Annotated in this window: 20 protein-coding genes and 2 pseudogenes; 13 read left to right on the forward strand and 9 right to left on the reverse strand. The window is 69.7% G+C overall.

The annotated features are described in order from the left end of the window. Nucleotides 1-40: 40 nt before the first annotated feature. Nucleotides 41-637, forward strand: coding sequence for a cysteine hydrolase family protein (locus OH768_RS14050; RefSeq protein ID WP_406453555.1), 597 nt, complete (start codon nt 41-43; stop codon nt 635-637). Here the strand turns inward: OH768_RS14050 and OH768_RS14055 are convergent. The 4 genes from OH768_RS14055 to OH768_RS14070 form a co-directional block, all read right to left on the reverse strand. Next, complete coding sequence (locus tag OH768_RS14055; protein ID WP_406453557.1) at nt 611-1,570, reverse strand: RNA polymerase sigma factor; 960 nt, start codon at nt 1,568-1,570, stop codon at nt 611-613. The two genes, OH768_RS14050 and OH768_RS14055, sit on opposite strands and share 27 nt — an antisense overlap. Nucleotides 1,571-1,690: 120 nt before the next feature. Beyond that, nucleotides 1,691-3,085, reverse strand: coding sequence for a carotenoid oxygenase family protein (locus tag OH768_RS14060; RefSeq protein ID WP_406453559.1), 1,395 nt, complete (start codon nt 3,083-3,085; stop codon nt 1,691-1,693). 148 nt (nt 3,086-3,233) lie between these two features. Next, on the reverse strand, nt 3,234-3,944 hold the full coding sequence (locus OH768_RS14065; protein WP_406453561.1) for an alpha/beta fold hydrolase: 711 nt from the start codon (nt 3,942-3,944) through the stop codon (nt 3,234-3,236). Between the two features lie 98 nt (nt 3,945-4,042). Further along, nucleotides 4,043-4,630 carry a hypothetical protein gene (locus tag OH768_RS14070; protein WP_406453563.1) on the reverse strand — a complete coding sequence of 196 codons (588 nt, stop codon included), beginning with the start codon at nt 4,628-4,630 and terminating at the stop codon, nt 4,043-4,045. A gap of 164 nt (nt 4,631-4,794) precedes the next feature. On the opposite strand from OH768_RS14070, the gene OH768_RS14075 reads away from it, so the two are divergent. From OH768_RS14075 to OH768_RS14115, 9 genes and pseudogenes are all read left to right on the forward strand, one after another. Next, nucleotides 4,795-5,478, forward strand: a complete 684-nt coding sequence (locus tag OH768_RS14075; protein WP_406453565.1) for a DUF998 domain-containing protein — start codon at nt 4,795-4,797, stop codon at nt 5,476-5,478. Further along, nucleotides 5,475-6,128 carry a TetR/AcrR family transcriptional regulator gene (locus OH768_RS14080; protein ID WP_406453567.1) on the forward strand — a complete coding sequence of 218 codons (654 nt, stop codon included), beginning with the start codon at nt 5,475-5,477 and terminating at the stop codon, nt 6,126-6,128. Before OH768_RS14075 ends, OH768_RS14080 begins: the two co-directional genes overlap by 4 nt. A 161-nt stretch (nt 6,129-6,289) precedes the next feature. Next, nucleotides 6,290-7,180, forward strand: a complete 891-nt coding sequence (locus OH768_RS14085) for a hypothetical protein (protein WP_406453569.1) — start codon at nt 6,290-6,292, stop codon at nt 7,178-7,180. Between the two features lie 1,528 nt (nt 7,181-8,708). Next, a pseudogene (locus OH768_RS14090) lies at nt 8,709-9,005 on the forward strand (urease subunit gamma); the annotation flags it as partial. Between the two features lie 165 nt (nt 9,006-9,170). Further along, nucleotides 9,171-9,566, forward strand: coding sequence for an urease subunit beta (locus OH768_RS14095; RefSeq protein WP_406465261.1), 396 nt, complete (start codon nt 9,171-9,173; stop codon nt 9,564-9,566). Further along, nucleotides 9,563-11,611: an urease subunit alpha gene (locus OH768_RS14100; protein ID WP_406453571.1), complete on the forward strand. Its 2,049-nt coding sequence runs from the start codon at nt 9,563-9,565 to the stop codon at nt 11,609-11,611. The genes OH768_RS14095 and OH768_RS14100 overlap by 4 nt, the downstream gene beginning before the upstream one ends. 105 nt (nt 11,612-11,716) lie before the next feature. After that, entirely contained in the window at nt 11,717-12,391 is a 675-nt protein-coding gene (locus OH768_RS14105; protein WP_406453573.1) for an urease accessory protein UreF, read from the forward strand. A 27-nt stretch (nt 12,392-12,418) separates the two neighbouring features. Beyond that, a complete protein-coding gene (ureG, locus tag OH768_RS14110; RefSeq protein ID WP_334529961.1) occupies nt 12,419-13,114 on the forward strand; it encodes an urease accessory protein UreG in 696 nt (231 codons plus the stop codon). Continuing rightward, nucleotides 13,111-13,965, forward strand: coding sequence for an urease accessory protein UreD (locus OH768_RS14115; protein WP_406453575.1), 855 nt, complete (start codon nt 13,111-13,113; stop codon nt 13,963-13,965). The genes ureG and OH768_RS14115 overlap by 4 nt, the downstream gene beginning before the upstream one ends. A gap of 177 nt (nt 13,966-14,142) precedes the next feature. Here the strand turns inward: OH768_RS14115 and OH768_RS14120 are convergent. Next, nucleotides 14,143-14,541, reverse strand: a pseudogene (locus tag OH768_RS14120) (hypothetical protein); the annotation flags it as partial. A gap of 640 nt (nt 14,542-15,181) precedes the next feature. Between OH768_RS14120 and OH768_RS14125 the strand changes: the two are divergent. Both OH768_RS14125 and OH768_RS14130 read left to right on the forward strand, forming a co-directional pair. Then, nucleotides 15,182-17,389, forward strand: coding sequence for a haloacid dehalogenase-like hydrolase (locus OH768_RS14125; protein WP_406453577.1), 2,208 nt, complete (start codon nt 15,182-15,184; stop codon nt 17,387-17,389). Nucleotides 17,390-17,760: 371 nt separating this feature from the next. Further along, complete coding sequence (locus OH768_RS14130; RefSeq protein WP_406453579.1) at nt 17,761-17,964, forward strand: hypothetical protein; 204 nt, start codon at nt 17,761-17,763, stop codon at nt 17,962-17,964. 392 nt (nt 17,965-18,356) lie between these two features. Here the strand turns inward: OH768_RS14130 and OH768_RS14135 are convergent, their stop codons facing one another. Together OH768_RS14135 and OH768_RS14140 are read right to left on the reverse strand one after the other, a co-directional pair. Then, the gene (locus OH768_RS14135; protein WP_406453581.1) at nt 18,357-19,133 is read right to left on the reverse strand and encodes a hypothetical protein; all 777 of its coding nucleotides are present in this window, start codon (nt 19,131-19,133) and stop codon (nt 18,357-18,359) included. Between the two features lie 11 nt (nt 19,134-19,144). After that, on the reverse strand, nt 19,145-19,780 hold the full coding sequence (locus OH768_RS14140; RefSeq protein WP_406453583.1) for an ABC transporter ATP-binding protein: 636 nt from the start codon (nt 19,778-19,780) through the stop codon (nt 19,145-19,147). 318 nt (nt 19,781-20,098) lie between these two features. On the opposite strand from OH768_RS14140, the gene OH768_RS14145 reads away from it, so the two are divergent. Next, nucleotides 20,099-21,328: a flavin-containing monooxygenase gene (locus tag OH768_RS14145; RefSeq protein ID WP_406453585.1), complete on the forward strand. Its 1,230-nt coding sequence runs from the start codon at nt 20,099-20,101 to the stop codon at nt 21,326-21,328. 537 nt (nt 21,329-21,865) lie between these two features. On the opposite strand, the gene OH768_RS14150 is transcribed toward OH768_RS14145, so the two are convergent. Beyond that, nucleotides 21,866-23,194: a class I SAM-dependent RNA methyltransferase gene (locus tag OH768_RS14150; RefSeq protein ID WP_406453587.1), complete on the reverse strand. Its 1,329-nt coding sequence runs from the start codon at nt 23,192-23,194 to the stop codon at nt 21,866-21,868. Between the two features lie 125 nt (nt 23,195-23,319). Beyond that, complete coding sequence (locus OH768_RS14155) at nt 23,320-25,371, reverse strand: APC family permease (protein ID WP_406453589.1); 2,052 nt, start codon at nt 25,369-25,371, stop codon at nt 23,320-23,322. Nucleotides 25,372-25,666: the final 295 nt, after the last annotated feature.

Consider the following 25,666-nt stretch of genomic DNA (forward strand, 5'->3'; position numbering starts at 1 on the left):
ACCGACCCCCTATGAATAACCCCACCAAGGAGAACCCCTCGTGAGCACCACCCCCCTCCCCACGATCGACCCCGAGCGCACCGCCCTGCTGGTCATGGACTTCCAGAACGGGATCGTCCCCGCCGTACCCGACTCCGACGCCCTCGTCGAGCGGGTCAGGGACTCCATCGCCGACGTCCGCGCGGCCGGCGGCACCATCGGTTACGTCCGCGTCGCCTTCACCGAGGACGACTGGGCGGCCGTCCCCGAGCACAACCCGTCCTTCAGCGCGGTCGCCGGGGCCAAGATGCTGCACCACGAGGACGCCTCGACCCAGATCGACGAGCGCCTCACCCCCGAGGACGGCGACGTCGTCGTCCGCAAGATCCGCTACGGCTCCGGCTCCACCACCGATCTCCACCAGCAGTTGGACGAGCGGGGCATCGACACCCTGGTGCTCGCCGGGATCAGCACCAGCGGTGTCGTCCTGTCCACCGTCATGGACGCCGCCGACCGCGACTACCGCGTCCTCGTCCTGTCCGACGGCGTCGCCGACCCCGACGCCGAGACCCACCGGGTGCTGGTCGAGAAGGTGTTCCCGTCCCGGTCCCAGGTCATCGACACGGCGGCGCTACGAGGGCTGCTGCGCTCCGCCTGACGGGGTCCCCGGGAAGACCACCCGGAGCTTCTGCACCCGCCCGTCGCGCCGGAACATCAGCCAGGCGAGGCTGGGCGGGCAGGGGTTCGAGATGCCGGCGGGGTTGACGGCCTCCATCTCCCAGATGGCGATGTCGCGGCTGGCCACGACATGGCGCAGGTGCTGGGTCACGCCCTTGGTCCTGGTCTCCCGCATGGCCGGGAAGGGATGGACACGGCCGCCCTCCTTGTTGAGGACGCCGACCAGTTCGGTCTCCGCCGGCCACAACTCCAGGATCTCGCCCGGCAGTTGACCGCGCATGGCGCCGTCCAGCGTGACCTCGGCCTCCTGCCGGCTGTCCTCGGTGATCGCGGCGGCGTCCTCGTGGCCCTGCGTCCGGGTGGACAGCAGCACCTTGGCCATCTTCGCCCTGGCCTGGTTGAGCCGGCTGCGCACGGTGCCGACCGGCACCTCGCAGGCCTCGGCGATCTCCTGGTACGAGGTGATCCCGCTGAAGTGCCGCAGCATCAGCACCAGCCGCTGCTGCTGCGGCAGTTCCTCCACCGCGTCCCAGATCCAGTCCCGCATCGCGTGCTGCTCGATCAGCCGCTCGGGGTGCGACGGCCCGTCGTCACGCGACCGCAACTGCTCCAGCCCGTCGAGACCGGGCAACTCCCGGTTGGCCCTGAGCCGCATCCGGGCGGAGTTCCGTACGATCGCCCGCAGCCACGCCCCCACGGCCGCGGGCTCCCGTACGTCACCGATGCGCCGCAGCGCCGTTAGGGCGGCATCCTGTACGGCGTCCTCGGCGTCGGGGCCGTAGCCCAGCAGGCTCAACGCCACGGCCCGCATGGGCGCCTGATGGCGTGTCAGCAGAAGCCCCAGGGCGCCGGAGTCGCCCGCCTGGGCCCTGCGGGTGAGTTCCTCGTCCGTGGGGAGGTTGAGGGGCACCATGAATCCGAAGCCTCCATGACGACGCATCGCGAACGGTGTGCTGCCAGGGACCTCGTGCATCGGGTCGAGGGGCCCTTGCCGAGGAAGATACGCCGGAGCGGCTCCTCGGCAAGGGCGTTCTCAGTCTTCGGACCGGGTGCCGGGCTCGGGCAGCCAGCTGCCGTGGAAGCCGGACGGGACCGGGTACGGCAGTTCCACGACCGCCTGCACGGAGAGGTCCGCGGCGTCGAGGACGAGGAGTTCGCCCGCCGCGCCGTCGTCGTCCGAGAGGAGCGACAGGAGCCAGCCCTCGTCCTCGGCGGTGCCGTCGGCCGCCGGGACGAAGACGGCCTCGCCGGAGTAGCGGCTGCCGGGCGTCTTGTGGACGTCATCGGTCTGGCGCGCGAGGTCGTGCTTGGCGATGCCGTCGCCGTTGACCGTGTAGAGGTAGCGGTTCGGGCGTCCGGTGAGGGTCTCGTTGTGGGTGGGGAACTCGGCCTCGCGGTCGTCGAGTTGGGACTCGAAGACCCGGCCGGCCGCCGGGTCCAGGATCCACCGGTACAGCACGGAGGGCGCCTGGGTGTGCCCCGGTTCCCGCACCCCGACCTGCCCGTTCGGGACGCCGGGGACGCGCTGGCCGGTGGGCCCGCCGATGTCGCCCCAGACCTTCCGGAACCCGGCGTCGTCGTAGCGCACCGCGTCCAGCACCACACGCCCCTGCGCGTCCTCGTAGGCGTTGCCCACGTGGAAGACGTAGCAGGGGTCGACGTCGAACCAGCGCACCTCGGTGACGCCTGGCTCGCGCGACATGATCCCGATCCGGGCGCCGTACGCCTCGGCCCACCGGTAGGGCATGCCGCCGCGCCCGGCCAGGCCGGCGTCGAAGACCACGGGCAGGTCCATCCAGACGATGTGGTGCTCGGTGATGGCGAAGTCGTGCATCATCGTCGGGCCCGGGACATCGATCGGCCGGCTGTCGAGCAGCTCACCCTCCGGGGTGACCCGGTGGTAGGTGAGGTAGGGCGGCGCGAAACCGGTCCCGAACAGGTGGAGTTCACCGGTGACCGGGTCCTCCTTGGGGTGCGCGGTCATCGCGGTGGTGAGCTTCCCGCCGAAGTCGTACGGTCCGATGGTGTCCAGCTCCGGTGTGACCCAGTAGGGCAGGCCGACCTCGCACAGCGCGAGCACGGTGTCGGCGTGCCGGATCACGTGAGTGTTGGCCGGTGTCGCGGCCAGGTCGATGCTGAAGTCCTCGCGGACGAACGGGTGGCCCTCCAACTCCCGTGTGCGGACCCACCTGTTGCGGTACCACTCGGCGCGGCCGTCGCGCAGCCGGATGCCGTGCAGCATGCCGGGGCCGGTGAACCAGTGGCCCTTGTCCTCGCCGGGCAGCGGGTTGGGGCCGTTGCGCAGATAGCGGCCGTCCAGCTCGGGCGGCAGGGTGCCGCGCACGGTGAGCCGCGCGGCGGTGTGCTCCTCGGGGACCGGGGCGAAGCGGCCCCGGAGATACAGCGGAACGGTTGTCTCGTCGGTCATGGGGCTTTCCTTGTCGAGCCGTGCACCCGAACCGCCTTGGTTCGGGCGGGAGTTGGCCGCGGCGGCGGACACCCGCCGGGCGTCCGCCGCCGCGGTTGCGACGGCCGCGCTGAGCACCGCGGCCGCCACGACTGCCTGCGGAGAGGCCTTACGCGGTGGTGCCGGTGGCCGCCTTCCCGATGAACGCGGCGACCTCGGCGGGCTTGGACACGTATACGGCGTGGCTGCCGCCGGTCTCGGCGACCGTGGCACCGGCCCGCTCGGCCATGGCGCGCTGGGCGGGCGGCGGGATCATGCGGTCGTCGGTGGCGACCAGGTAGAAGCTCGGCCTGGTACGCCACGCGGGCTGGGTGACCGCACCGCCCAACGCGTCCAGTCCCCACGGCACTTGGGAGTCGGCGAGGAACTCGGCGTCGGCGGCGGGCAGGTCACCGGCGAAGGACGGGGCGAACTTCTCCCGGTCGAGGAAGAGGAACCCGTCGACGGGCGGCAGGATCGGCGGCACGGGAGCGCCGGGCGGCGGGTCGGCGATGAGGGTGTTCACGGACTCGCCCTTGTCGGGCGCGAAGGCCGCGACGTAGACGAGCGCCGACACGTTCTCGTGGTTCCCGGCCTCGGAGATCACGGCGCCGCCGTAGGAGTGTCCGACGAGTACCGTCGGGCCGTCCTGGGCGTCGAGGACCCGTTTGGTCACGGCGACGTCGCCTTCGAGGGACAGCGTGGGGTTCTGGACGACGCTCACGCGGTAGCCGTCGGCGCGGAGTGCGTCGTAGACGCCCCGCCAGCCGGATCCGTCGACGAATCCGCCGTGCACGAGGACGATGTTCCGCGCTTTGGCGGCTTCCTGTGTGGTGCTCACGATGCGCCAACTCCTTAGTGGGGGTGAGTACTTGGTGCCGAGAGGTCGTGAAGTCGTGAAGTCACCGGACGGGGACGGTGGTTGGCCGTCCGGCCGGTCTACGGGACGGCCCGCACCGGCGGTTGGGCCTGCGCCAGGGCCATGAACCTGGCCTGGACGCGAGCGGGATAGACCTTCGTGAAGACGGCGGGGGCGACCAGGCCGACGACATGGGCGGTGATGCCCACCCAGGCCGGGGCGTCCACCGCGTTGGAGATGGCCAGGCTGACCGCGATGAAGGTGAAGCCGGCTCCCCAGGCGCTGGTGATGAGGTTGTTGACCTGGACGAACTCCGGCATGTCCCAGTACTCGCGGGGGGTCTGGCGCTTGGCGATCCCCAGCGTGAAGGGGCTGCGGAGCAGCAGGCTGCCCCAGGCGGTGCCGCCCAGCCAGACGAAGGAGATGACGTCGGTCTGGCCAGACAGGGAGGAGTCCGGCTTCGCGACGGAGACGGCGCCGATCACCACGAAGTAGGCGAGGGTGCTGATCTCCAGGACCAGGGCGTCGAAGCCGACCCCGCGGCGACGGTCGTTCAGCATCATCAGCAGTCCCGTGACGAGACCGCCGAGCGCGCCCCAGCGCCAGTCGAAGGACGAGAGGACGCCGGCGACGATCCAGGGGGCGAATCCGGGCAGATAAGCCAACATTGATTGTTCCTCGGTGGAATGGAGTGGACGCCGACTAGATGCGCGGCGGCCCTCGAAGTTCGAACCTCGCTTTGTGACGCTCGTCACGTGACCGTCGGCGCTAACCGGATAATTCTATCCACTTAATGTAGGCTGGTGAGCAGGACCTGTCGAGAGGAGTTCTCATGCCACGCAAGGACCGGCTGCCACTGGCAGCGGCCGTCCTGCTGCTGAACGCGGTGCAGTGGGTGGTCTCCGAGGCGGTCGCCGCGGCGGCCTGGACCTCACCGCCGTACAGCTACGCCACGAACTACATCAGCGACCTGGGCGTCCCCGACTGCGGCACGCACTACCAGGGCCGCACCATCTGCTCGCCGGACCACACGCTGATGAACACATCGTTCATCGTCCAGGGAATCCTGTTCGCGACCGGCGTGGTCCTGCTCGCGGCCACCCTGCTCACCGGCCGCGCGCGCCGCGTCGTCGTCGCCCTCGCCGCCGCGCACGCGGTGGGCTTCGTCCTCGTCGGCCTGTTCCACGGCTCGCCGGACGGCCCGGCCTACAGCCTGGCGCTGCACGTCGGGGGCGCGTCGGTCGCCATCCTGTGCGCGAACACCATCGCGATCCTCGCGGGCTCCCTGCGGAGCCTCCAACTGCCGCGCGCCTACCGCGTGTTCTGCATCGGGGTCGGCGCCCTGGGGCTGCTGAGCGAGGCGTTCGTGGGCGCCTCCACGAGCACGGCCGGGATCTTCGAGCGGGGCGGTGTCTACTCGTGGCTGCTGTGGAGCGTCGTCACCGGCGTCTCCCTCCTGGTCGGGCACGTGCGCCGGCCCGTCGGGGCGAGGATGCCGGAGAATGTCCCGGCGTGAGCCCCGAAACACAACGCCCGCTGCGCGCGGACGCGGAACGCAACCGCCGCCTGATCATGACGACGGCCGACCGCCTGTTCGCCGAGCGGGGTGCCACCGTCCCCCTCAACGAGATCGCCCGCGAGGCAGGCCTCGGCGTCGGCACGGTGTACCGGCGCTTCCCGGACCTCCAGGCACTGGTCGACGCCCTGTTCACCGAGCGGTTCACGGTGTTCCTGCACCTCGCGGCCACGGCCACGGAGCAGCCGGACCCGGCCGGGGCGCTACGGCACTATCTGCTGGAGGCGGCGCGGATGCGGGCCGAGGACCGCGCCCTCGAAGTCGTCCTGGCCAACGCCGACTTCACCAAGGAGACGACCGCCCGGACACGTGACCAGCTCGGCCGTCTCGTGGACGGCCTGGTGGCACGGGCGGTGGCGGCGGGCGCGGTCCGCGAGGACTTCGCCAGCGCCGATGTGTACGCCTTCCTGTACATGATCGGCGCCGTCGCCGACCGCACGAACGACGTGGCCCCGGACGCCTGGCGCCGCTACGCGGAGGCCCTGATGGTGGGCTTCGGCCTGGAACCGTCACCGGCACCGCACCCGACCGCCATGACCGACGACCAGCTCCTCGACAGCTGGCCGAAGCCTTCGGGTGGGAAGGACTAGGGCACCGGGTCACCCTTCAGAAGGACAGGTGCGCGGTGGTCTTCGCCCCGCGGCCCCCCTCGGTGAACCTCTCCGTACCCCGGCTACGTGTCCGGTGCAGTGCCCGCGGCGATCCCGTGGGCCCACCGATCGTCGACGGACAGGAACGGATGGACTCGATGATGAGATCTAGGACCGCGACACGACTCCCGCTCGACCGTCCCACCCGCTCGCTCACCAGCCGAGGACGCGCGCTGGGTGTGGCGCTGGCGCTCGGCGCGTTGCTTGCGTCGGGAGCGACAATGACCTTCGCCGCTCCGGCAGTTGCCGCGACGGGTGACATCAAGTGCCCGTCCACTGACTGCCTGCGCATCGCACCGGCGGCCGGTTCCCCGGTCGCCATCGCCCCCGACAACGCAGGCGCGGTGTACCTGGCGTACTCGGGCGGCGACCTGCTCAAGCTGGACCTGGCCACCGGAGCACTCGACGCGGTCACGACCGGTCTGGGCAACCTCCGCGGAGTGGCCGTCGCCGACGGCAACGCGTACATCACCAGCTTCGACGGCACGCTTCAGCAGGTCACCCTCGCCACCGGCAGCCACCGCACCCTGGCCGCCGGCCTGCCCGCGCTCTTCGGGGTGTCCCGCTTCGGCACCACCACCTACGCCACCGACACCAACGGCGAACTCATCGCCGTCCCGGACGGCGGAACAGCACGCGTGGTGGCCACGGGCCTCGGCTTCTCCTACGGCCTCGCCTTCGACAAGGCGGGCCTCGCCTACACGGCGGACATGGGCCAGGGCCGCATCCTCCAGACGAACGTGACCACCGGCACGACCCGAGTACTGGCCGGCGAGAGCTACGAACCCACGTCGATCTCGGTCGGCGGCGACGGCCTCGTCTACTTCCAGGTCGGCGACGAGGTGAAGCGCGTGAACCCCACCACCGGGGCCCAGTCCCACGTCACCAACCTCCTCGGGATCAACGCCTTCAGCTTCTCCCTGGCGGCGTCGGGCGACGCGTACACCGCCGACGACGGCCTGTGGCGGATCAACGGGCTTACGTCGCGATGAGGGGGTAGGCAGGTCGTGATCGGGGGAGGGTGCTCGGGAGGTCTCCGCCCGTACACCCTCCCCCAGACGCAAAACCGCAGGTCAGGAACCCTTCCCCACCGGCTCAAGAATCGCCACGCACTCCACATGATGCGTCATAGGAAAGGTGTCGGCTTCAGCGGGATCCGGAAAGTTGCAGGTCAGAGCCCATTTTGCGGCCCGCTGTACCGTCTGCGGGCGCCCGGAGCGTCAAACGAGCGTCATGGCCAACAGCCCATCCCCTCTTCTGCGCAGACAGGCCATGCTGCCCCAACTCGTTCACGGCGGTCCTCCCGAATGGCCCGGCCGACCTGGACACGGGACGGCTCAGCACCGGCCCCGGAAGCGTCCGGGCGCCGCGCCCTTCCCCTCCAGCTCGCCCTTGCCACCGAAGAGGGCCGGCTGTGCCCAGCCATGCAGGCAGCTCTGTTCGGCTTGGCCGGCAGCGCCCGCGCCGGGATGATGCTGATCAACGGGCCTACCAGCAGCCACGCCACGACCGTCATACGGACGGTGCGCCTGTTGCGGGCAGGCCCCGCGGCGAAGGCGGCCGTGGTTCTCAGGCGAGGACGACTGGCTTGCCGCTCAGCACCACACCGGCTTGGCGTAGCTCATTGATCGCGGTGCCGGGGTCGTGTCGGCGGCAACGCCGGCGGTGTAGTCGAGCAGGACCCAAAGGGTCCAGCTGCGGGCCGAGCCCCTTGCCCAGAGGCGAGGACCTGGCACAGCCCATGCGGTTGTCCGCCGTCCGGTGCATCGGGTCGATCGGCCGGCCTTGGAACCAAGCGGTCGTCAGCCGGACAGCCCGCAGAGTCGACTGCGACTGGACCGCAAGCGCAGAGCTCGCTCGCTCGCTGGGGGCCTGGGTAGCCGAACCCGAACCCTATGGGGCGGGCTGGCCGGCCGGAATTTACCGGGCGTTACGGTAAACGACTACCTGGCCTTGCGCATTGGTGCGGTCGGTGTCCATGCCACTCTCGGCTACGTGCATGCGGTCGAAGGCACCGAGATCACCGCTCAGGAGTGGTCCTCGCCCCTCGTGAAAGCAGCGGTCGAAGCAGGTCTGCTCTCCGTCGTGCGAACGAGAAGAGGCGGCGGCCTCGTGGCCGTGGCTCTTCATGCTGAGCGGGTACACGTCGGATCCCAGGCGAGATCCATGAGCGGAGTGATCGCGCCGCAAGCGTCAATTGCCGCACGTCCGGTCGAGACGTCATTCGGTGGCTGGGGCAGGTCGGTACGGAACCCGGTGAGGGCGATGACTCATCGCCGAAGTCCCTTGCAGCCACCAACTCGCAGCATGCGTCGATTTCGGATACGGGCCCCCCTTGCCCGGCGGGATGTCAGGGTATTCGCCGATTCACCAGATGGTGTAGATCAGTCGCCGTTTGACCGCGTCGCCGTTCCTCTCCGCTGATGCTCGGAGAGCGCCTGTTGCTATCCGCGGAGCGTCGTCCGTGACCTTTGGGATGCCCGGCCGCACGCACCATCCGAACAACAGAGACGAGCCATCGTGCACTTGACTCCGCATGAGCAGGAGCGCTTGCTGATCCACGTCGCGGCCGACGTGGCCGGCAAGCGCCGCGACCGGGGGTTGCGTTTGAACTACCCCGAAACGATGGCCCTGCTGACCGCTCACGTCTTCGAGGCGGCACGCGACGGTAAGACGGTCAGCGACATCATGGACTCGGGCCGACAGGTACTCACCCGTGACGACGTGATGGACGGCGTCCCGGAGATGATCAAGAACGTCCAGGTGGAGGCGACCTTCCCCGACGGCACCAAACTGGTCACCATCCACGACCCCATCCCCGAGGCCACGGAGGAACCCGAGGTCTACCCGGGCAAGGTCGAGCACCCCAAGCCACCCCGCAAGCCAGGCTCCCCGATCGACTGCGGCGACAGCGGCAACCCGTCCGTACGCTCCGACGAGGACGACGACACAATCTCCCGGTACGACGCGATCTACTTCAACGTGCATCTCGACGGGGACACGCAGGGCGTCAGCCTGCAGACGGACGCCACCACGCTGCCGGGGCCGGGCAAGACGAAGATCAAGGTGAAGAACGAGTCGGACCGTCCCATTCAAGTCGGCTCCCACTATCACTTCGCCGAGGTCAACCCGGGTCTGAAGGTCGTCGGCGTCGAGGTCCCCGCCAGTCAGACAGTCCCCCAGGACCGCAGTCTCTGGAACTGCGACGCGGCGAGGGGCCGGCGGCTCAACATCGCCGCGGGCACGTCCGTGCGTTTCGAACCCGGCGACGAGTGCTGCGTGGAACTCGTGCAGATCCAGGGTGATGTCACGGCCGACGGCGGCAACACCAGCGACCTCACCAGGATCCAGGGACTGCGCGAAGGGATCGTCCGATGAGCAATACACAGGAACGAAGCCGCCTCCAGGCACCGAAGCCTGAAAAGGGCCGATCGAAGCCGAGCAACGAGCTGACGCGGACGGATTACACCGCACTGTACGGGCCGACGACGCGGGACAGGGTCCGGCTAGCCGACACCGACCTCACGTTGGAGATCGAGGCCGACTGGAGCGGCGGCCCTTCGTACAGCGGCAACGAGATGCTCTTCGGCGGCGGCAAGGTGATCCGCGAGTCGATGGGGATGTCGCACCTCGCCAGGGACGGGAGGAACAGCAAAGGCGACGCCACGGACCACAGGCCCGTGGACACCGTCATCACCGGCGCACTGATCCTCGACTGGTGGGGCGTGGTCAAGGCCGACATCGGCATCCGCGACGGCAGGATCGCGGCCCTCGGCAAGGCGTACAACCCCGAGACGATGGATCCGATTCCGAGCAACCGGTTCGAGATGCCGAACCGTACGACCAAGGGCAACGCGGTGCCGGTTCCGGTGACGCCGGTGAGTTTCGTGGTCGGGCCGAGCACCGAGGTCATCTCCGGCAACGGGCGGATCCTCACCGCGGGTGGCGTGGACACCCATGTCCACTTCATCTGCCCCGAGGAGATCCACGAGGCTCTGGCGTCGGGCGTGACCACGCTGATCGGCGGCGGCACGGGACCGGCCGAGGGAAGTACGGCCACCACCGTGACACCGGGCGCATGGCACATCAGGCGGCTCTTCGAGTCGCTGGATGAGTTCCCGGTCAACATCGGCCTGCTCGGCAAGGGCAGCACGATGAACAAGCACGAACTCAACGCGCAGGTGGACGCCGGCGTCTGCGGCTTCAAGGTCCACGAGGACTGGGGCGCCACGCCTGCGGTGATCGACCGGGCCCTGGACATCTGCGAAGAGCGCGGCGTCCAGCTTGCCCTGCACGCCGACTCACTGAACGAGTCAGGGTTCCTGGAGAGCACACGGGCAGCGTTCACCGGCGACGCCAGGGACGCAGAGGGGAGGTTCACGGCGAAGAAGGCACGCTCCATCCACATCTTCCATGTCGAGGGCGCCGGCGGCGGTCACGCGCCCGACATGATCGAGCTGGTCAAGGATCCGAACGTCCTGCCCGCCTCGACCAACCCGACGCGTCCCCTGACGGTCAACACCGTCAAGGAGCACGTCGACATGATGATCGTGTGCCATCACCTCAACCCGGAGATCCCGGCAGACATGGCCTTCGCCGACTCCCGGATCCGGCCGTCCACCATGGCCGCGGAGGACCTCCTCCACGACATGGGCGCCATCTCGATGATGTCCTCCGACGCCCAGGCGATGGGCCGCATCGGGGAGATGGTCATGCGTACCTGGCAGACCGCCCACGTCATGAAGAGCCGCTACGGGGCACTGAAGGAAGACCTCGAAGCCGCGAAGGTCCGCACGGTCACCGACGACAGAGACCACTCCTTCAACGACCAGCAACTACAGCCCAACGACAACTTCCGCGCCCGCCGGTACGTCGCCAAGTACACGATCAACCCGGCGATCACCCACGGCATCGACCGCCACGCCGGCTCCGTGGAGACCGGGAAGCTCGCCGACCTGGTGCTGTGGGAGCCGAAGTTCTTCGGCGTCAAACCGCACATGCTCCTTAAGGGCGGCCAGCTCGCGTACGCGCAGGTCGGCGACGCCAACGCGTCGATCACCACGCCGCAGCCCTACCTGCCGCGCCCGGTCTGGGGCTCCACCGGCCGCTCCCCTGGACGCAACTCGGTGATCTTCGTGGCTCCGGGCGTAGCCGGCAACTTGAATGGAGACGGCACCAGCAGTAATCCGGGTCTCGGTCTCGACAAGGGCTTCGTGGACATCACAAGCACCCGGCACGTCACGAAGGCCGACATGAAATTGAACGACACAGTTCCCGACAGCCTCGAAGTCGACCACAACAGTTTCGAGGTCACCATCGGCGGTGCGACGACGAGTGACGCCCGCACCGAACTCAACGGGGCAACCGTGCCACGCTCCTACGTCACCGAAGTCCCCCTGGCACAGCGTTACTTCCTTTTCTGAACGGCCACCTGCCCGGCCCCTCTGGCCGGTGGCCCGGGCGGGCTCGATGTGCCGCCCGGGCCACCGGCTCACCATCCGACCCTGCGAAAGGTCAGCCGCTCACCCATGAGCCGCGCAGCCCTGCTCCTCCTGGCCGACGGCCGCTTCCCGGCCGGCGGGCACGCCCACTCCGGCGGCGTCGAAGCCGCCGTCGCCCACGGAGCCGTACACGACACCCACAGTTTGGAGGCGTTCTGTCGAGGACGTCTGCACACCACCGGTCTGACGGCAGCCGGGCTGGCCGCCGCAGCCGCCGCCGGAGTCGACCCGCTGCTGCTGGACGACGCCGCTGACGCGCGCACTCCCGTCCCAGCGCTGCGTGCCGTCGCCCGTCGGCTCGGCCGGCAGATAATGCGCGCGGCCCGTGCCACCTTCCCGTCCGAAGAGCTGGAACTGCTGGCCGCCGCGCGTCCCCAGGGCGCCCACCAGCCCATCGTGCTGGGCCTGGCCGCCCGGGCCGCCGGGCTCACCCCGCTCGACGCCGCCTATGCCGCCGCGTACGAGAACGCCGGCGGCCCGGCCACCGCGGCAGTGCGCCTGCTCAGCCTCGACCCGCTCGACGCCTCAGGGCTGCTGGCCCGCCTCAGCTCCGACACCGACGCCGTCGCCACAGCTGCCGCCCAGGCCGCAGACCGCGTCACGGCCGAGGGCATTGACGCCCTGCCGTCGGCGTCCTCGCCGCTGCTGGACATCACCGGTGAACAGCACGCCGCCTGGACCGTCCGGCTCTTCGCCTCCTGAAACCGCTTCTTCCCACCTGGAGTTCTTGTGCACCTCGATCACCCCGGGACCATGCCGCAGCGCCACACCCACAGCGCCGAGCCGCTCCGCGCGGACGGAAGCCGCCGCGCGCTGCGCGTCGGCCTGGGCGGCCCGGTCGGCTCCGGCAAGACCGCGACCGTCGCCGCGCTCTGCCGCACCCTGCGCGACCGCTGGCCCATCGCCGTCGTCACCAACGACATCTACACCCGCGAGGACGCCGAGTACCTGCGGCGCGAAGCCGTCCTGCCGCCCGAGCGCATCACCGCCGTCGAGACCGGCGCCTGCCCCCACACCGCGATCCGCGACGACATCTCCGCCAACCTGGAAGCCGTCGAACACCTCGAAGCGACCCTCCACCCCCTCGACCTCGTGCTCATCGAGTCCGGTGGCGACAACCTGACCGCCACCTTCTCCAAGGGCCTCGTCGACGTGCAGATCTTCGTCATCGACGTGGCCAGCGGCGACGACATCCCCCGCAAGGGCGGCCCCGGCATCACCACCGCCGACCTCCTCGTCATCAACAAGACCGACCTCGCCCCGCACGTCGGCGCCGACCTGGACACCATGGCCATCGACGCGAAACGACAGCGCGGCGACCTGCCCGTCATCTTCACCAGCCTCACCTGCGACGACGGCATCCGCGAGGTCGCCGACTGGGTCACCGGCCACCTCACCCAGTGGCGCGCCGGGGCAACCGCATGAACCCCTTCTCCCAACTTGCCACCGCCCGAACCATCTCCGGCCCCGACACCCCCTCACTCGGTGCCCAGGAGCCCGCCGGACACCCGGACGGCGTACGCGCCACGGCCCGGATCCGCGCCGCGTACAACGGACGCGTCACCACTCTCCCGCAACTGCACAGCGACGGCCCCTTCCACCTGCGGCGCCTGCGCACCGCCGGAAACTCCGCCAAGGTAGGGATCATCGGAGCGATGAGCGCCCCATTGGGCGGCGACCGGCTCACCCTCGACATCACCGCCGAGGACCGGGCCGAACTGGAGGTCACCACAGCCGCCGCCACACTCGCCCTGCGTGGTCCCACCAGCTCAGCGGCCACCTACGACGTCCGGCTCACCGTAGGGGAGCACGCCAGCCTGCGCTGGCTGCCGCAGCCGCTGATCAGTGCCACCGGCAGCAACCTGCACCAGACGTACACCGTCGAACTCGCCGCCACCGCACGACTGACACTGCGAGAAGAGCAACTCCTGGGTCGGGCCGGCGAAGAACCAGGCCACCTCGTCAGCCGGATCCTTGTCCACCGCGCCGGACGCCCGCTACTCGACCAGCACACGGCATACGGGGCCCCCGAACCCGGCTGGGACGGCCCGGCCGTCCTCAACGGACACCGCGCCGTCGGCCAACTCCTCATCGTGGCCCCACGCCTCGACCACCGACAAGACCCGATACTGCTCGGCGAAGGCACCAAGGACGGGTGTGCCGTCCTGGCACCGCTGGCAGGCGGTCCGGCACTGCTCGCCACCGCCATCGCACCCACCACCTCCACACTGCGGAAACTGCTCGACGAGGCATACGCACACGCGCTCGCCCACTAATGCGGACAGGCCGCCCATGCGTTCGCAGAAGTGCGGACGAAGGGGACCGACGGCTGGTGGACGCAGGCAAGGCGGAGGTGGCCGGGGTCGGTGTGCCCTTGCGGCCTGCCTGTGGCCTGGTGGGGGTTGAAGAAGGTGGCGGCCGGCCAGTTCGGCCGAGTTCGCCATGAGCGTGTGGGCGCTGATCCCGGGTTCAGTGGAGGCTTCGAGGAGCAGGGCGGCGCCCATGTCGCCTCCGGTCAGGGAGGCGAGGCCGGTGCGTAGTGCTGCGGGGTCGGGCAGTGTCCACCGGCTGAGCCGGCTGAGGGTTTCTCCGCACGCGATGAGGACCCTTCGGTAGCGGCCTGCACAGATGAAGGCGTCGGCTACCTCCAGGGCGTTCAGGACGCTGTTGCAGGCGTTGGAAACGCCGAAGACCGGGCAGGCGTCCCGTTTTGACGGCGACAGGTCGATCTCGCCCGGTGCGAGGGCTGCTTGCTCCAGCGCGCGGTCGACGGCTTGGGAAGCGAGGTCGGTAGGCAGGGCGCCTTCCGTGGCGACGACGCGCTCTGTAAGCCCGTAAAGCCTGCGCAGCAAGCCGGCCGGGACCCGCAGGCCGGGGTTGTGTTCACGCAGTCGGCCTTCGACGGCAGATCAGCTCTCGCGGCGCCTTCGGGCAGGTGGACGGCGACCTGCGTGATGCGGCTGTAGCCGCTCATGGCGTCCTGTCCTGCCCGCCGGAACCCTCGGGGTATCTGGGCAGCCAACGATTGACCATTCCGGCGTAGCCGCCTCCTGGCCTCCTGCCGTGGCGATCCCCTTGCGACCGGGCTGGCCGGCCGCAGCACCGCCGCCGGACCGACGCCCCCGTTCGCGTCTGTGACCACCACGCAGCCCCGATCCTGCTGCTGCCAGGCCCGGTCAATCATCGCCACAGCCACTCACTTCCCAGAATCCGCCATCGGCTCGCGCCCCTGTGCGCGACCGCACGGCGACCAACGACCAGACACGAGCGCAGTTGTGGTTCCCGGCATCGGAGTCGCTACGGTGAGGCCAGAGGATCCGTTCATGGCCACTCGCCGCCGCTTACCGACCAGGTGGTGGAGTATGCGTGCGGGCAGGTGTCCGATTTGGGAGCGACCGCTGCTCTGGGGCAGCGCGGACGGCGCTGTCTTCCATCGGGTGACAGGCCGGGGAATCGGCGTTGGTGCGGTGGCGGACCCGCGAGGCTCGGGGCATGCGTATCGCGGTGCTGGATGTGGACGGGACTTTGATCGCCGGCACGCTGGCCGGCCCACTGCCGGGAATGCTGGCCGAGGCGGGGCTCGTTCCCCGGGACCGGCTGGCGCGGCTGCGCCGTGCGCAGGCGGATTCGGATGCGGAGGATGTGCAGGCGGCGGCGCGGTTGCACGAGTTGTTCGCCGCGATGCTGACCGATGTGCCGTGCCGGGCGGTGTCGGCGGTGATGGCCGATCTGTGGCAGCGGCAACGCGAGCGGCTGTTCGACTTCACCAGGCCGCTGATCACGGCGTTGAAGGAGGCCGGCTGTGTGCCGGTGCTGATCTCGGGCGGCCCGCAGGAGATGGTGGCCCATCTTGCCCGTGAGCTGGGCGTGCCCCTCTTCCGCGGCACCCGGTTCGAGACGGCTGACGGGCTGTACACCGGACGCGTGGCCGCCACGGTCTGCGGCAGGAAGGACGCGGCCGCTCAGGATCTGGTGGGCGAGGAGCGCATCGACTGGCCGGGTTCACTGGCGGTGGGCAACTCGCTGGGGGACGTATCGTCGCTGAGCCAGGTCGGCCGACCAGTGGTCTTCGAGCCGACGCCCGCGCTCAGGCTGCTGGCCCGCCACCGCTCCTGGCCCGTGTGTGACCGCACCAGCCTGCTCACCCACCTGCCCGTGCCCCCGCCGCGCCCGGCCCGCGATCTGCCGTCGACTCGCCCCACAGCGCCGGCGACGTCGGTGGCCAGTGTCGTCCGGCGGCTGACCGAGCGGCTGCTGGACCAGGTAGGCGGACAGGGAGCCGTCACGGGCGAATGCCGCAGCCGGGTCACCGAGTCGGCCCTGATGCTGACCCTGCTGCGCCGGGCGAAGGCCCTGCCCGGGGTGCAGAGCCGGCTGCACACCTATCTGTCGCGCAGCCGCACGACCGCCGACGTCTTCGACACGGCGGTCATCGACGCCACCCTGCACGGCATCGCGCCGGCGGACCGGCACCGGCTGATCGAGGAGACCTTTGCCGGCGCCGCCCAGCACTCCTCCGACCGAAAGAAGCTCGCCCTGGAGGCGATCCTCGCCGTCGTGGGACCCGAACCCTTCCACGTCGACGCCCCCTCCCACGCGTTCGAGCACCACAACGAGGCCACCTGGACCCGCCTGCGGCAGATCGCCCTCCACCACCTGCACGTGCCCGACCCCGTCGCCCCGGAACTCACCACCCGCCTGCTGAAGATGACCGAACGCGGCCAGGCCCGCGGGATCATCGAAGGAAACGTGTTCGCGCACCTGTTCGCGCTGCTGTCGCTGCAGCGGACGGCACCCGGCCACCGGGTCATCGACGACGGCATCACCGCGCTGGCCAAAGCCGTCCGCGACGACGGCGGCATGCCCTTCATCACCAGCGAGGAGATCTTCTCCACCGCCACCGCCGGCCTCGCCCTGGTCCGCGCCGGCGCCGACCGGCACGTGCTGTACGCGATGGGCGACTACCTGACAGCCCAGCAGGCCGGCAACGGCGGCTTCGCCTATGCCCAGGACGTCGTCCAGACCGACACCGACAGCACCGCCCACGTCCTGGCCTTCCTGCACACCCTCGATCCCGAGCGATACCAGGCCCCTCTTCACGCCGCCCGGCAGAACCTGACCACGCACCTGGGTGAGGACGGCGGGGTACCCACCTACCGGCCCGGCCAGCCCTCCGAGCCGACCATGACCGCCAACACCATCACCGCCCTGCAGCCCTACCACTTCGCCCACGCCCACCTGCTGGAACGCGCAACCCGCTACCTCCTCGACACGCAGAAACCCGACGGCACGTTCGAACGCAGCTGGAGCCTGAGCGAAGCCAACGCCATGCTCCGCGCCCTGAACGCCCTCACCCTCGCCCACCAGCACAACCCCGCAGGCCACCGTGGGCGCCTTGCGCCGGCCATCGACTCCATCCACCAGCGCCTGCTCGTCACCCCCAACCCGGACGGCGGCTGGGGCCGGACCCCCGGCGAAGCCAGCGACCCGATGAGCACCGCCTACACCCTCACCGCGCTTGCCCCCACCCACCGCACCCACCCCACCGTTCAGGCGGGCCTGCACTACCTGCTCAGCCGGCAAAACCCCGACGGCGGCTACACCTCCGTCTCCGACCAGGCAGCCCCCCGCCCCCTGCGCTACACCATCCCCGTCCTCACCGACATCTTCGTCCTCCTCGCCCTCACCCACTACGCCTGAGCCGGCACAACGGGGCCTGGACCGACACCAGGGAGAGCGACAACACGGCTCTCCGACAGTCCGCTCCTGAGGGTGGCCATCGGGGAGGGACAGGCACCCCCTTTTCCGCCGTTCCGCCTGGCCTCCAGATTGCAGAGGAACCGTTTCCGCCGCTTTTGCACCACGTGGCAGTCCCGTGCGGTGACACTGGCCCACTGCACAAACGCGTCAACGTGGAATGACGTGTCTGCCTCCCCGTCGCCTACCGCCGCGCGGCGGCCCGCGCTGTCCTGGGGCGGTGCCGAGGGCTTGAACGCCCCATCACGGTCAGCGGGGATTGGTGCCCCGGTGGCCCAGGCGGGACAGGATCTCCAGTAGGTGAAGGGACACACGTGTCGAACGAGCTCAAGTACGGCGACCGGATCCATCTGCAGAACGGCTACAACAACTGGCAGGGCGGCTACCTCGACACCAACAACCACGCCACCACCGACCAGAAGAACGCCGGCGGCAAGTACGACGTGTGCACCAACGGCTGCTACAACCGCAGCAACTCCACCGTCGCCGGCTGGAAGATCCACAAGGCCCCGGCCTGACCAGCCCGACGCCCCGCCCGGGCTGCCACGCACGGGAGGGGCGTCGATGCCGCGGGGACGGAGTGCCCCTGGACCTGGTGCCCCTCGGCGCCGAGCTGCGGGGGCACAGGGATCCGCAAGGGCTGCACCTACGCACCGTACTGGTCGACGTCGAGGCACCGCTCCCTGGACTCCTTCTGCGACTCCCTGCTGGCCCAGGTCCGCCCAAGCGACACCGACGCCGTCGCCGTGATCGCCCTGCGCACACCCCCTGTCGCACAGGAGTAATGACGCGTAGTGCCGCGCGCACATATCGCGGACGAGGGGTGAGCCGCCACCGGCAACCCTGCTCACACCGCTGATGGGACAGTCCTCGGGCCAAGCAGGGTCCCGCAGGACCATCCGCACCGTGATCACCCTGCATGGGCTCTCGTCCTGCGGGACCACGGGGAGCGGGAAGGGCGGTGGGTATGCAGAACGAGCAGGGCCAGGGCGCCGGTCGCTGCGGACCAGGTGAGGGAGAGCAGGCCGTGGGACCAGGGAATGTGCGGGGTCAGGGCTGAGCTCAGCGCCAGCTGGTTCACGCCGTACAGAGGGAGCGCGGACACGCCCGCCACATCCATGAGCGTGTTGAAGACGGGATTCTGCAGGCCGGTGTCGACCAGGCTGAGCATGATGATCAGGAAGAAGCCCTCCAGCTCGCCGCGCACCAGAGAACCGAGCAGCAGGCCGATGCCGCCGTAGGCAAGACCAGCGCCCGCAAGCGCCAGCGCCAGGGGTGCTGCGTGGCGTACGGGCAGAGAGACCCACAGAAGGATCGTGGTGTAGAGGGCCAGCAGGGCGGCGGTGAGGGCGACGGCAGCAAGTTTGGCCAGCAGTATCGGCAGCCGGGGGTACCCGGCCAGCAGCAGACGGCGGTCCGTCTCCCGCGATTGGAAGGTCTCGGTGAAGGTGATGAAGCCGGCGACCATGGTGATGGCGCCCAGCGCGCTGGCCACCTGGCCCACCTGGCTGGCCGGAGCGGAGACGGGGCCGCTGATGGCGTCCAGCCAGATACGCACCACTTGGTCGGAGGTGCACAAGCGCGCCACGAAAATCCAGATGGGGATGAACGCGACCGCCAGAACCAGGGCCAGCCGGTTGCGCAGGTGGCCCCGAAGAGTGCAGCACAGCAGTTCGATGAATGCCATCCAGGAGAGCCTCAACGGTCGGTCTCCTCGAAGTGCAGACGCCCTTGGCGCAGATGAGCGATCGCATCGAAGTGGTGCAGGTCGTGCAGCAGGTGCGAAACCACGATGATCGACCGGCCCTGATCACGCAGATCGGCGGCCAGCGCCCAGAACCGCTGATGAGTGTCCCAGTCGAAACCCTGGTAGGGCTCGTCCAAAACCAGCAACTGCGGATCGTGCATGAGAGCGATCAGCAGGTTCAGCTTCTGTCGCGTTCCACCACTGAGCTCGCCGACCTGCCGTCGTCGGCAACCGGTCAGCGCAAGCAGCTCCATCAGCTCGCCGGCGCGCTCCAGCGTCGGCAACCGATAGGCCATCTGGAACAACCGCAGATGCTGTCCGACGGTGAACGCATCGTTGAGCACCGCCTGTTGTGGGCAGTACCCCACCGCCCCGGCCCGTGTCACCGTTCCGCGATCGGGCACAAGGTGCCCCACGGCGATCTGCAGCAGAGTGCTCTTGCCCGCACCGTTCTCGCCGACGACTCCCACCAGCATCCCGGCAGACACGTCAAGATCCACATCGCGCAGGACCTGCCTGCCGCCGTACGCCTTGCAGACTCCACTGATCCGCAGCCGTGGCCGGTGGCGCGTCGTTGTTGCCTGCACATGAGCCCCTCGAAAGAACGGACAGGTGTAGCGAGCCGACCCGGAGCCCACCGCAGAGGCCGAGGCCGCGCGGGCTCATGTCCCCTGGCCTGCCCGGCTCATGACCCCTCAGCCGCGCCCCACCCGGACGGTCCGGCCCTCGACGGACCGATCCACCGCGCGAGGCGGCGCGCTGCTGCCCGGTGTCCAACGAGTCCATACCGCTGGTGTAACGGCAGCCACCCGCTGTTCCGTTGAGCAGCCGACAACACCACTCCACAGGCTTTGCGCCTCCCCGTCGAGCGTGACCCGCTCCGCGGTCCGCCGTTGTAGGAGGCGATGCCCTCGACACCACAGCAAAACCTCAGCGCTCCCACGGTCGTGATCGGAGCCGGCCCCCACGGCCTGGCGGCCGCCGCGGTACTGAACCGCTCCGGAGAGCCGGCCGTGATCCTGGAACGGTCGGACCGCGTGGGAGCGAGCTGGGCGCAGCGCTATGACCATCTGCGCCTGCATACCACTCCCAGCACGTCGAAACTCCCCGGCCTGTCGGTGCCGCGCCAGGCGGGCCGGTGGGTGAGCCGGGACGACTACGTGCGCTACCTGGAGGGCTACGTCGTCCATCATCGGCTCGACGTCCGGGTGGCCACCCCGGTGCAGCGCATCGAGCGGGCCGAGCCGGGTTCGAAAGCACAGTGGCTGGTCCATACCCCCGACGGTCCGGTGCCCACTGGCGCGGTCGTGGTGGCCACCGGCCGCTGCCACACCCCGAACGTCCCCGACTGGCCCGGACGTTCGACCTTCACCGGCACGCTGCTCCACTCGGCCCACTACCGCTCTCCGGCCCCCTACCGCGGGCGGGACGTCCTGGTGGTCGGCGCCGGTAACAGCGGTACCGAGATCGCGAGCGTCCTCGCCGGGGCGGGAGCCGAACGGGTACGGATCGCGGTCCGTACCCCACCCAACATCCTGCCCCGCTCCAGCGCCCGATGGCACGCGGCCGGCCGGCTGACGGAGGCCATCCCGCTCGCGTGGCGCGACCACGCCTCCCTGCTCATGCAACGTCTCGCGGTGCCCGACCTGACCTCACGGGGACTGCCGCGGCCCCGCACGGGCCTGTACACCCGCAATGCCCGCGAAGGGGTCAACCCGGTGCTCGACCACGGCTTCGTGGACGCCGTCCGGTCCGGGCGGGTCGAGCCGGCCGCAGCCGTCCAGGCGTTCGACGGCCCCGACGTGTTACTGGCCGACGGCACCCGACTGCAACCCGACACAGTCATCGCCGCCACCGGGTACCAGCCCAACCTGCACAACCTGGTCGGGTCCCTGGGCGTACTCGACGAGGACGGGCAACCCCTCGTCGTAGGGGCACAGACCCATCCCGAAGCCTCGCGCCTGTACTTCGCCGGATACACCAATCCCCTCACGGGTGTCCTTCGACAGGCGGGCATCGAAGCGCGCGCCATCGCGCAGGCGTTACGGCGCGAGACGGTGCGGGCCGCCCTTCCCTCGCCCCGCGTTGGCGACCACACGGCCGACACACTCCACAGAGGGCACGCTTCGAGTTGACGGGGCCTCGAAAGCTCGGCCCTTCAGCGGCGTGGCTCGCAGGACGAGTGGATGGCGTCGCGCCTACGGCGACACAGTCCCTGTCCTCCTAGGCCGTCGGCAGGGGGCGGAACAGCAGGTGCGGTGACCCATAAGGCTCCGCCAGGACCTGGCTGCCTCCTTCTCGTCAGCTGACGGCGACGGGCCGCCGCCATGGAGGCGGCCGGTGGATCGCAACCCATGCCCTGCAGCGGGTGACGACCTGCCTCACCCTCGTACCGTTCAATGACGCTCAGATACACGCCCCCTCTTCCCACGCACGGCTGGAGCAGACCCACCCACCTGACGCTCCGTCGGAAACAGTGTCAAATGAGCGTCAGGACGGTACCTCATACGCCCCCATGGACGAGGAGAACGCGTCCATCACCTCGCGAAACGCCCCCACGAAGCCGCAGGTCAAACCCACTCCCCGGCACCAGGACACGTTCCACGCCGTGTATTTCGGGGAACACGTCGAGCGCACCCGGACGCGCCTGAGCAACCTAGGAAAACTGCAGGTCAGCGATCCTTTCCGACTGGCTCCAGAGTCGCCACACACTCCACATGATGAGTCATAGGAAACAGATCGAACGCCCGCAACGTCCGCACCCGATACCCCCCGTCCCGGAAATACCCCAAGTCCCGTGCCAGCGCCGCCGGATCGCACGCCACGTACGCGATCTTCCGCGCCCCCAGTGACGACAGGTGCTCCACGGTCTTCTTGCCGGCCCCGGAGCGCGGCGGGTCGAGGACGATCAGGTCGACCTCCGTGATCCCCGTACGCGGAAGCACACTCTCGACCTTGCCCTGCTCGATCCGCACCCGCTCGAACCCGGCGAGATTGTGCCGCGCGTCCTCGACGGCCCGCTTGCCGGACTCGATGCCGAGGACCGCGCCCTTGTCGCCGAGGCGGTCGGCGAGGGCGCCCGCGAAGAGGCCGACGCCGCAGTACAGGTCGAGGGCCATGTCGCCCTTGCGCGGGAGCAGGCCCTGCATGACCGCCTTGACGAGGGTGTCCGCGGCCATCGGGTGGACCTGCCAGAAACCGCCGCTGCCGACACGGTACGTACGGCCGTCGGCCCGCTCGCGCACGAACGCGCGGCCGTGGACGCGGTGGATGCCGCCGTCGTGCTCCTCGACGCGCATCACCGAGACGGGGCGGTCCAGTTCGACCAGGGGGAGGCGGGCGCCGGGGCGCGGTTCCAGGATGACCATGCGGTCCTGGGAACCCGTCGCCGCGATCGCGTCGACCGAGGCCATGCCGGACCAGTCGCGCTCCTCGATGCCCAGCTCGCTGACGCCCGGCGCCGCGATCATGCAGTGCTCGATGGGCTCGACCTCGTGCGAACGGTGCTTGCGCAGACCGGCGTTGCCGTCGACGTCCACCGCGTACTGGACGCGTGTGCGCCACTGCGGGACCTGGCCGGCGGGCAGCTTGTCGCCCTCGGCCGGCATCACCGTGCCGTCCCAGCCGGCCTCCTCGGGCGTGAGGCCCGCGAGCCGCTGAAGCTGCTCGGCGATGACCTCGCCCTTGAGGCGGCGCTGGGCACCCGGCTTGGCGTGCTGCCAGTCGCAGCCGCCGCAGCGGCCGGGTCCTGCGTAGGGACAGGGCGCCTCGACGCGGTCCTTGGACTCCTCCAGGATCGTCACGGCGTCGGCCCGCAGGAACCGCGCGCCCTCCTCGCCGTCGGTGACCCGCGCGATCACGCGCTCACCGGGCAGCGTGTGCCGGACGAACAGCACCTGGCCCTCGGCGGTACGGGCGATGCAGTGCCCGCCATGGGCGACGGGGCCGACCTCGACCTCGTACTCCTCCCCCACCAGCGATTTCTTCGGTTCTGCCTGCATGGCGGGGTGACTCCACAACGTCAAAGGGGGAACGGCCGGACAACAGCCCACCAGTCTACGTGGGCCCTGCCCGACCGCTCACCACAAAGCGGACCGTCGAAACCGTCGACCGTGACCGTCGGCCCTCAGCCCTTGGTGTCCGAGGACTCCTTGTGCCGCTCCTCAGCCGGCCCTCGCCGCACCGCACCCGGCGCACTCCACTCCTGCCGCTTCCGCGCCCGGATCTTCGCCGCCTCGGAGGACTCCAGCTGGTACGGCACCGACGTCACCATCACGCCCGGCGTGAACAGCAGCCGGCCCTTCAGCCTGAGCGCGCTCTGGTTGTGCAACAGGTGCTCGTACCAGTGGCCTACGACGTACTCGGGGATGATCACGGACACCGCGTCGCGCGGCGACTCCTTCCGCAGCCCCTTCACGTACTCGATGATCGGCCGGGTGATCTCGCGGTACGGCGAGTCGAGCACCTTCAGCGGTACGTCGATCCCGCGCCGTTCCCACTCCTCGCGCAGTGCCTTGGTCTCGGCCGGGTCCACGTTGACGCTGAGCGCCTCCAGGGTGTCCGAGCGCATCAGCTTGGCGTAGGCCAGGGCCCGCAGCGCCGGGCGGTGGATCTTGGAGATCAGGACGACCGAGTGCACGCGGGACGGGCGGAGGCTGTCGTCACTGGGACCCTCGGGGGCCGCGATCTCCTCGGCGACCCGGTCGTAGTGCTTACGGATCGCGGTCATCGTGGCGTAGAAGATGCACATGCCGAGCAGCGCCACCCAGGCGCCGTGGGTGAACTTCGTGACCAGGACGACGACCAGCACCAGGCCGGTGAAGAACGCGCCGAACGCGTTGATCGCGCGCGAGCGGACCATGTGGCGGCGCTTGGCCTGGTCCTTCTCGGTGGCGAGGTGGCGGTTCCAGTGCCGGACCATGCCGGTCTGGCTGAGGGTGAAGGAGACGAACACGCCCACGATGTAGAGCTGGATCAGGCGGGTCGAGTCGGCGCCGTAGATCGCGATCAGCAGGGTGGCGGTGCCGGCGAGCAGCACGATGCCGTTGGAGAAGGCCAGGCGGTCGCCGCGGGTGTGCAGCTGGCGCGGGAGGTAGCGGTCCTGGGCGAGGATCGAGCCGAGGAGGGGGAAGCCGTTGTAGGCGGTGTTGGCGGCCAGGAACAGGACCAGCGCGGTGGCCGCGGCCAGGACGACGAACAGGAAGCTGCCCTTGCCGAACACGGCCTCGGCGACCTGGGAGATCACCGGGTTCTGGACATAGCCGGAGCCGATGGCGACGCCGTTGTGGATCAGGTCGGTGGCCGGGTTCTCGGCCATGCGGACCTTGGTGGTCATGGCCAGCGCGATGATCCCGCAGAACATCGTGACGGCCAGCAGGCCCATCGCCGCGAGGGTGGTCGCCGCGTTCTTCGACTTGGGCTTGCGGAAGGCCGGGACGCCGTTGGAGATCGCCTCGACGCCGGTGAGGGCGGCACAGCCGGAGGAGAAGGCGCGCAGCAGGAGGAAGACCAGCGCGAAGCCCGCCAGGCCCTGGTGCTCGGCCTTGATGTGGTAGTCGGCGGTCGGCGCCCGCATGGTGTCGCCGAGGACGAGTCCGCGGAAGGCGCCCCACGCGATCATGATGAAGACGCCCGCGACGAAGACGTACGTCGGGATCGCGAACAGCGAGCCGGACTCCTTCACCCCGCGCAGGTTCATCAGGGTGAGCAGCACCACGACAACGACCGCGCAGATCACCTTGTGCTCGACCACGAACGGGACCGCCGAGCCGAGGTTCTCGATGCCGGAGGCGATCGAGACGGCGACGGTGAGGACGTAGTCGACGAGCAGGGCGCTGGCGACGGTGAGGCCGGCCTTGGGGCCGAGGTTGGTGGTGGCCACCTCGTAGTCGCCGCCGCCGCTGGGGTAGGCGTGGACGTTCTGCCGGTAGGAGGCGACCACCGTGAACATCAGCACCACGACCGCGAGCGCGATCCAGGGGCTGAAGTGGTACGCCGACACGCCCGCGATGGAGAGGACCAGCAGCACCTCGCCGGGCGCGTAGGCCACGGAGGACAGCGGGTCGGAAGCGAAGACGGGGAGTGCGATGCGCTTCGGCAGGAGCGTTTCGCCCAACCGGTCGCTGCGCAGCGCGCGCCCGATGAGGATGCGCTTGGGCACGTCGGTCAGTTTGGACACAACAGAGGATCGTAGGCCTTCGAACAGGCGATCCTCTACTCGCCACCTGCCTGAGCCCTGTCATCTGCCTCACGGGTGAAATCGGGGACGAGTGGAGTTGCGGATTCCGTCGGGAGTGGCGACTCCGTGTCTATATGACAAAACCCCGCTCCCGCCCGCCCCTTGGAGGTTCCATGCCCTCGACCGCAGAGCTGATCGGCGCCCTCGCCGCCCTGGTCGGCCTCGGAATCCTCACCCTGGCCAGTGTGCGCAGCATCGGGCGCCGCTGACGCACAGGGGTGCCCCGGAAGGGCCG

The sequence above is a fragment of the Streptomyces sp. NBC_01622 genome (assembly GCF_045209635.1).
Classification (GTDB): domain Bacteria; phylum Actinomycetota; class Actinomycetes; order Streptomycetales; family Streptomycetaceae; genus Streptomyces.

What these genes read in the sequence shown, in the direction of transcription:
- OH768_RS14055 (WP_406453557.1), bottom strand. Translation starts at nt 1,570, where the DNA reads ATGGTGCCCCTCAACCTCCCCACGGACGAGGAACTCACCCGCAGGGCC.
- OH768_RS14060 (WP_406453559.1), bottom strand. Translation starts at nt 3,085, where the DNA reads ATGACCGACGAGACAACCGTTCCGCTGTATCTCCGGGGCCGCTTCGCC.
- OH768_RS14070 (WP_406453563.1), bottom strand. Translation starts at nt 4,630, where the DNA reads ATGTTGGCTTATCTGCCCGGATTCGCCCCCTGGATCGTCGCCGGCGTC.
- OH768_RS14075 (WP_406453565.1), top strand. Translation starts at nt 4,795, where the DNA reads ATGCCACGCAAGGACCGGCTGCCACTGGCAGCGGCCGTCCTGCTGCTG.
- OH768_RS14085 (WP_406453569.1), top strand. Translation starts at nt 6,290, where the DNA reads ATGAGATCTAGGACCGCGACACGACTCCCGCTCGACCGTCCCACCCGC.
- OH768_RS14100 (WP_406453571.1), top strand. Translation starts at nt 9,563, where the DNA reads ATGAGCAATACACAGGAACGAAGCCGCCTCCAGGCACCGAAGCCTGAA.
- OH768_RS14105 (WP_406453573.1), top strand. Translation starts at nt 11,717, where the DNA reads ATGAGCCGCGCAGCCCTGCTCCTCCTGGCCGACGGCCGCTTCCCGGCC.
- OH768_RS14115 (WP_406453575.1), top strand. Translation starts at nt 13,111, where the DNA reads ATGAACCCCTTCTCCCAACTTGCCACCGCCCGAACCATCTCCGGCCCC.
- OH768_RS14125 (WP_406453577.1), top strand. Translation starts at nt 15,182, where the DNA reads ATGCGTATCGCGGTGCTGGATGTGGACGGGACTTTGATCGCCGGCACG.
- OH768_RS14135 (WP_406453581.1), bottom strand. Translation starts at nt 19,133, where the DNA reads ATGGCATTCATCGAACTGCTGTGCTGCACTCTTCGGGGCCACCTGCGC.
- OH768_RS14145 (WP_406453585.1), top strand. Translation starts at nt 20,099, where the DNA reads ATGCCCTCGACACCACAGCAAAACCTCAGCGCTCCCACGGTCGTGATC.
- OH768_RS14150 (WP_406453587.1), bottom strand. Translation starts at nt 23,194, where the DNA reads ATGCAGGCAGAACCGAAGAAATCGCTGGTGGGGGAGGAGTACGAGGTC.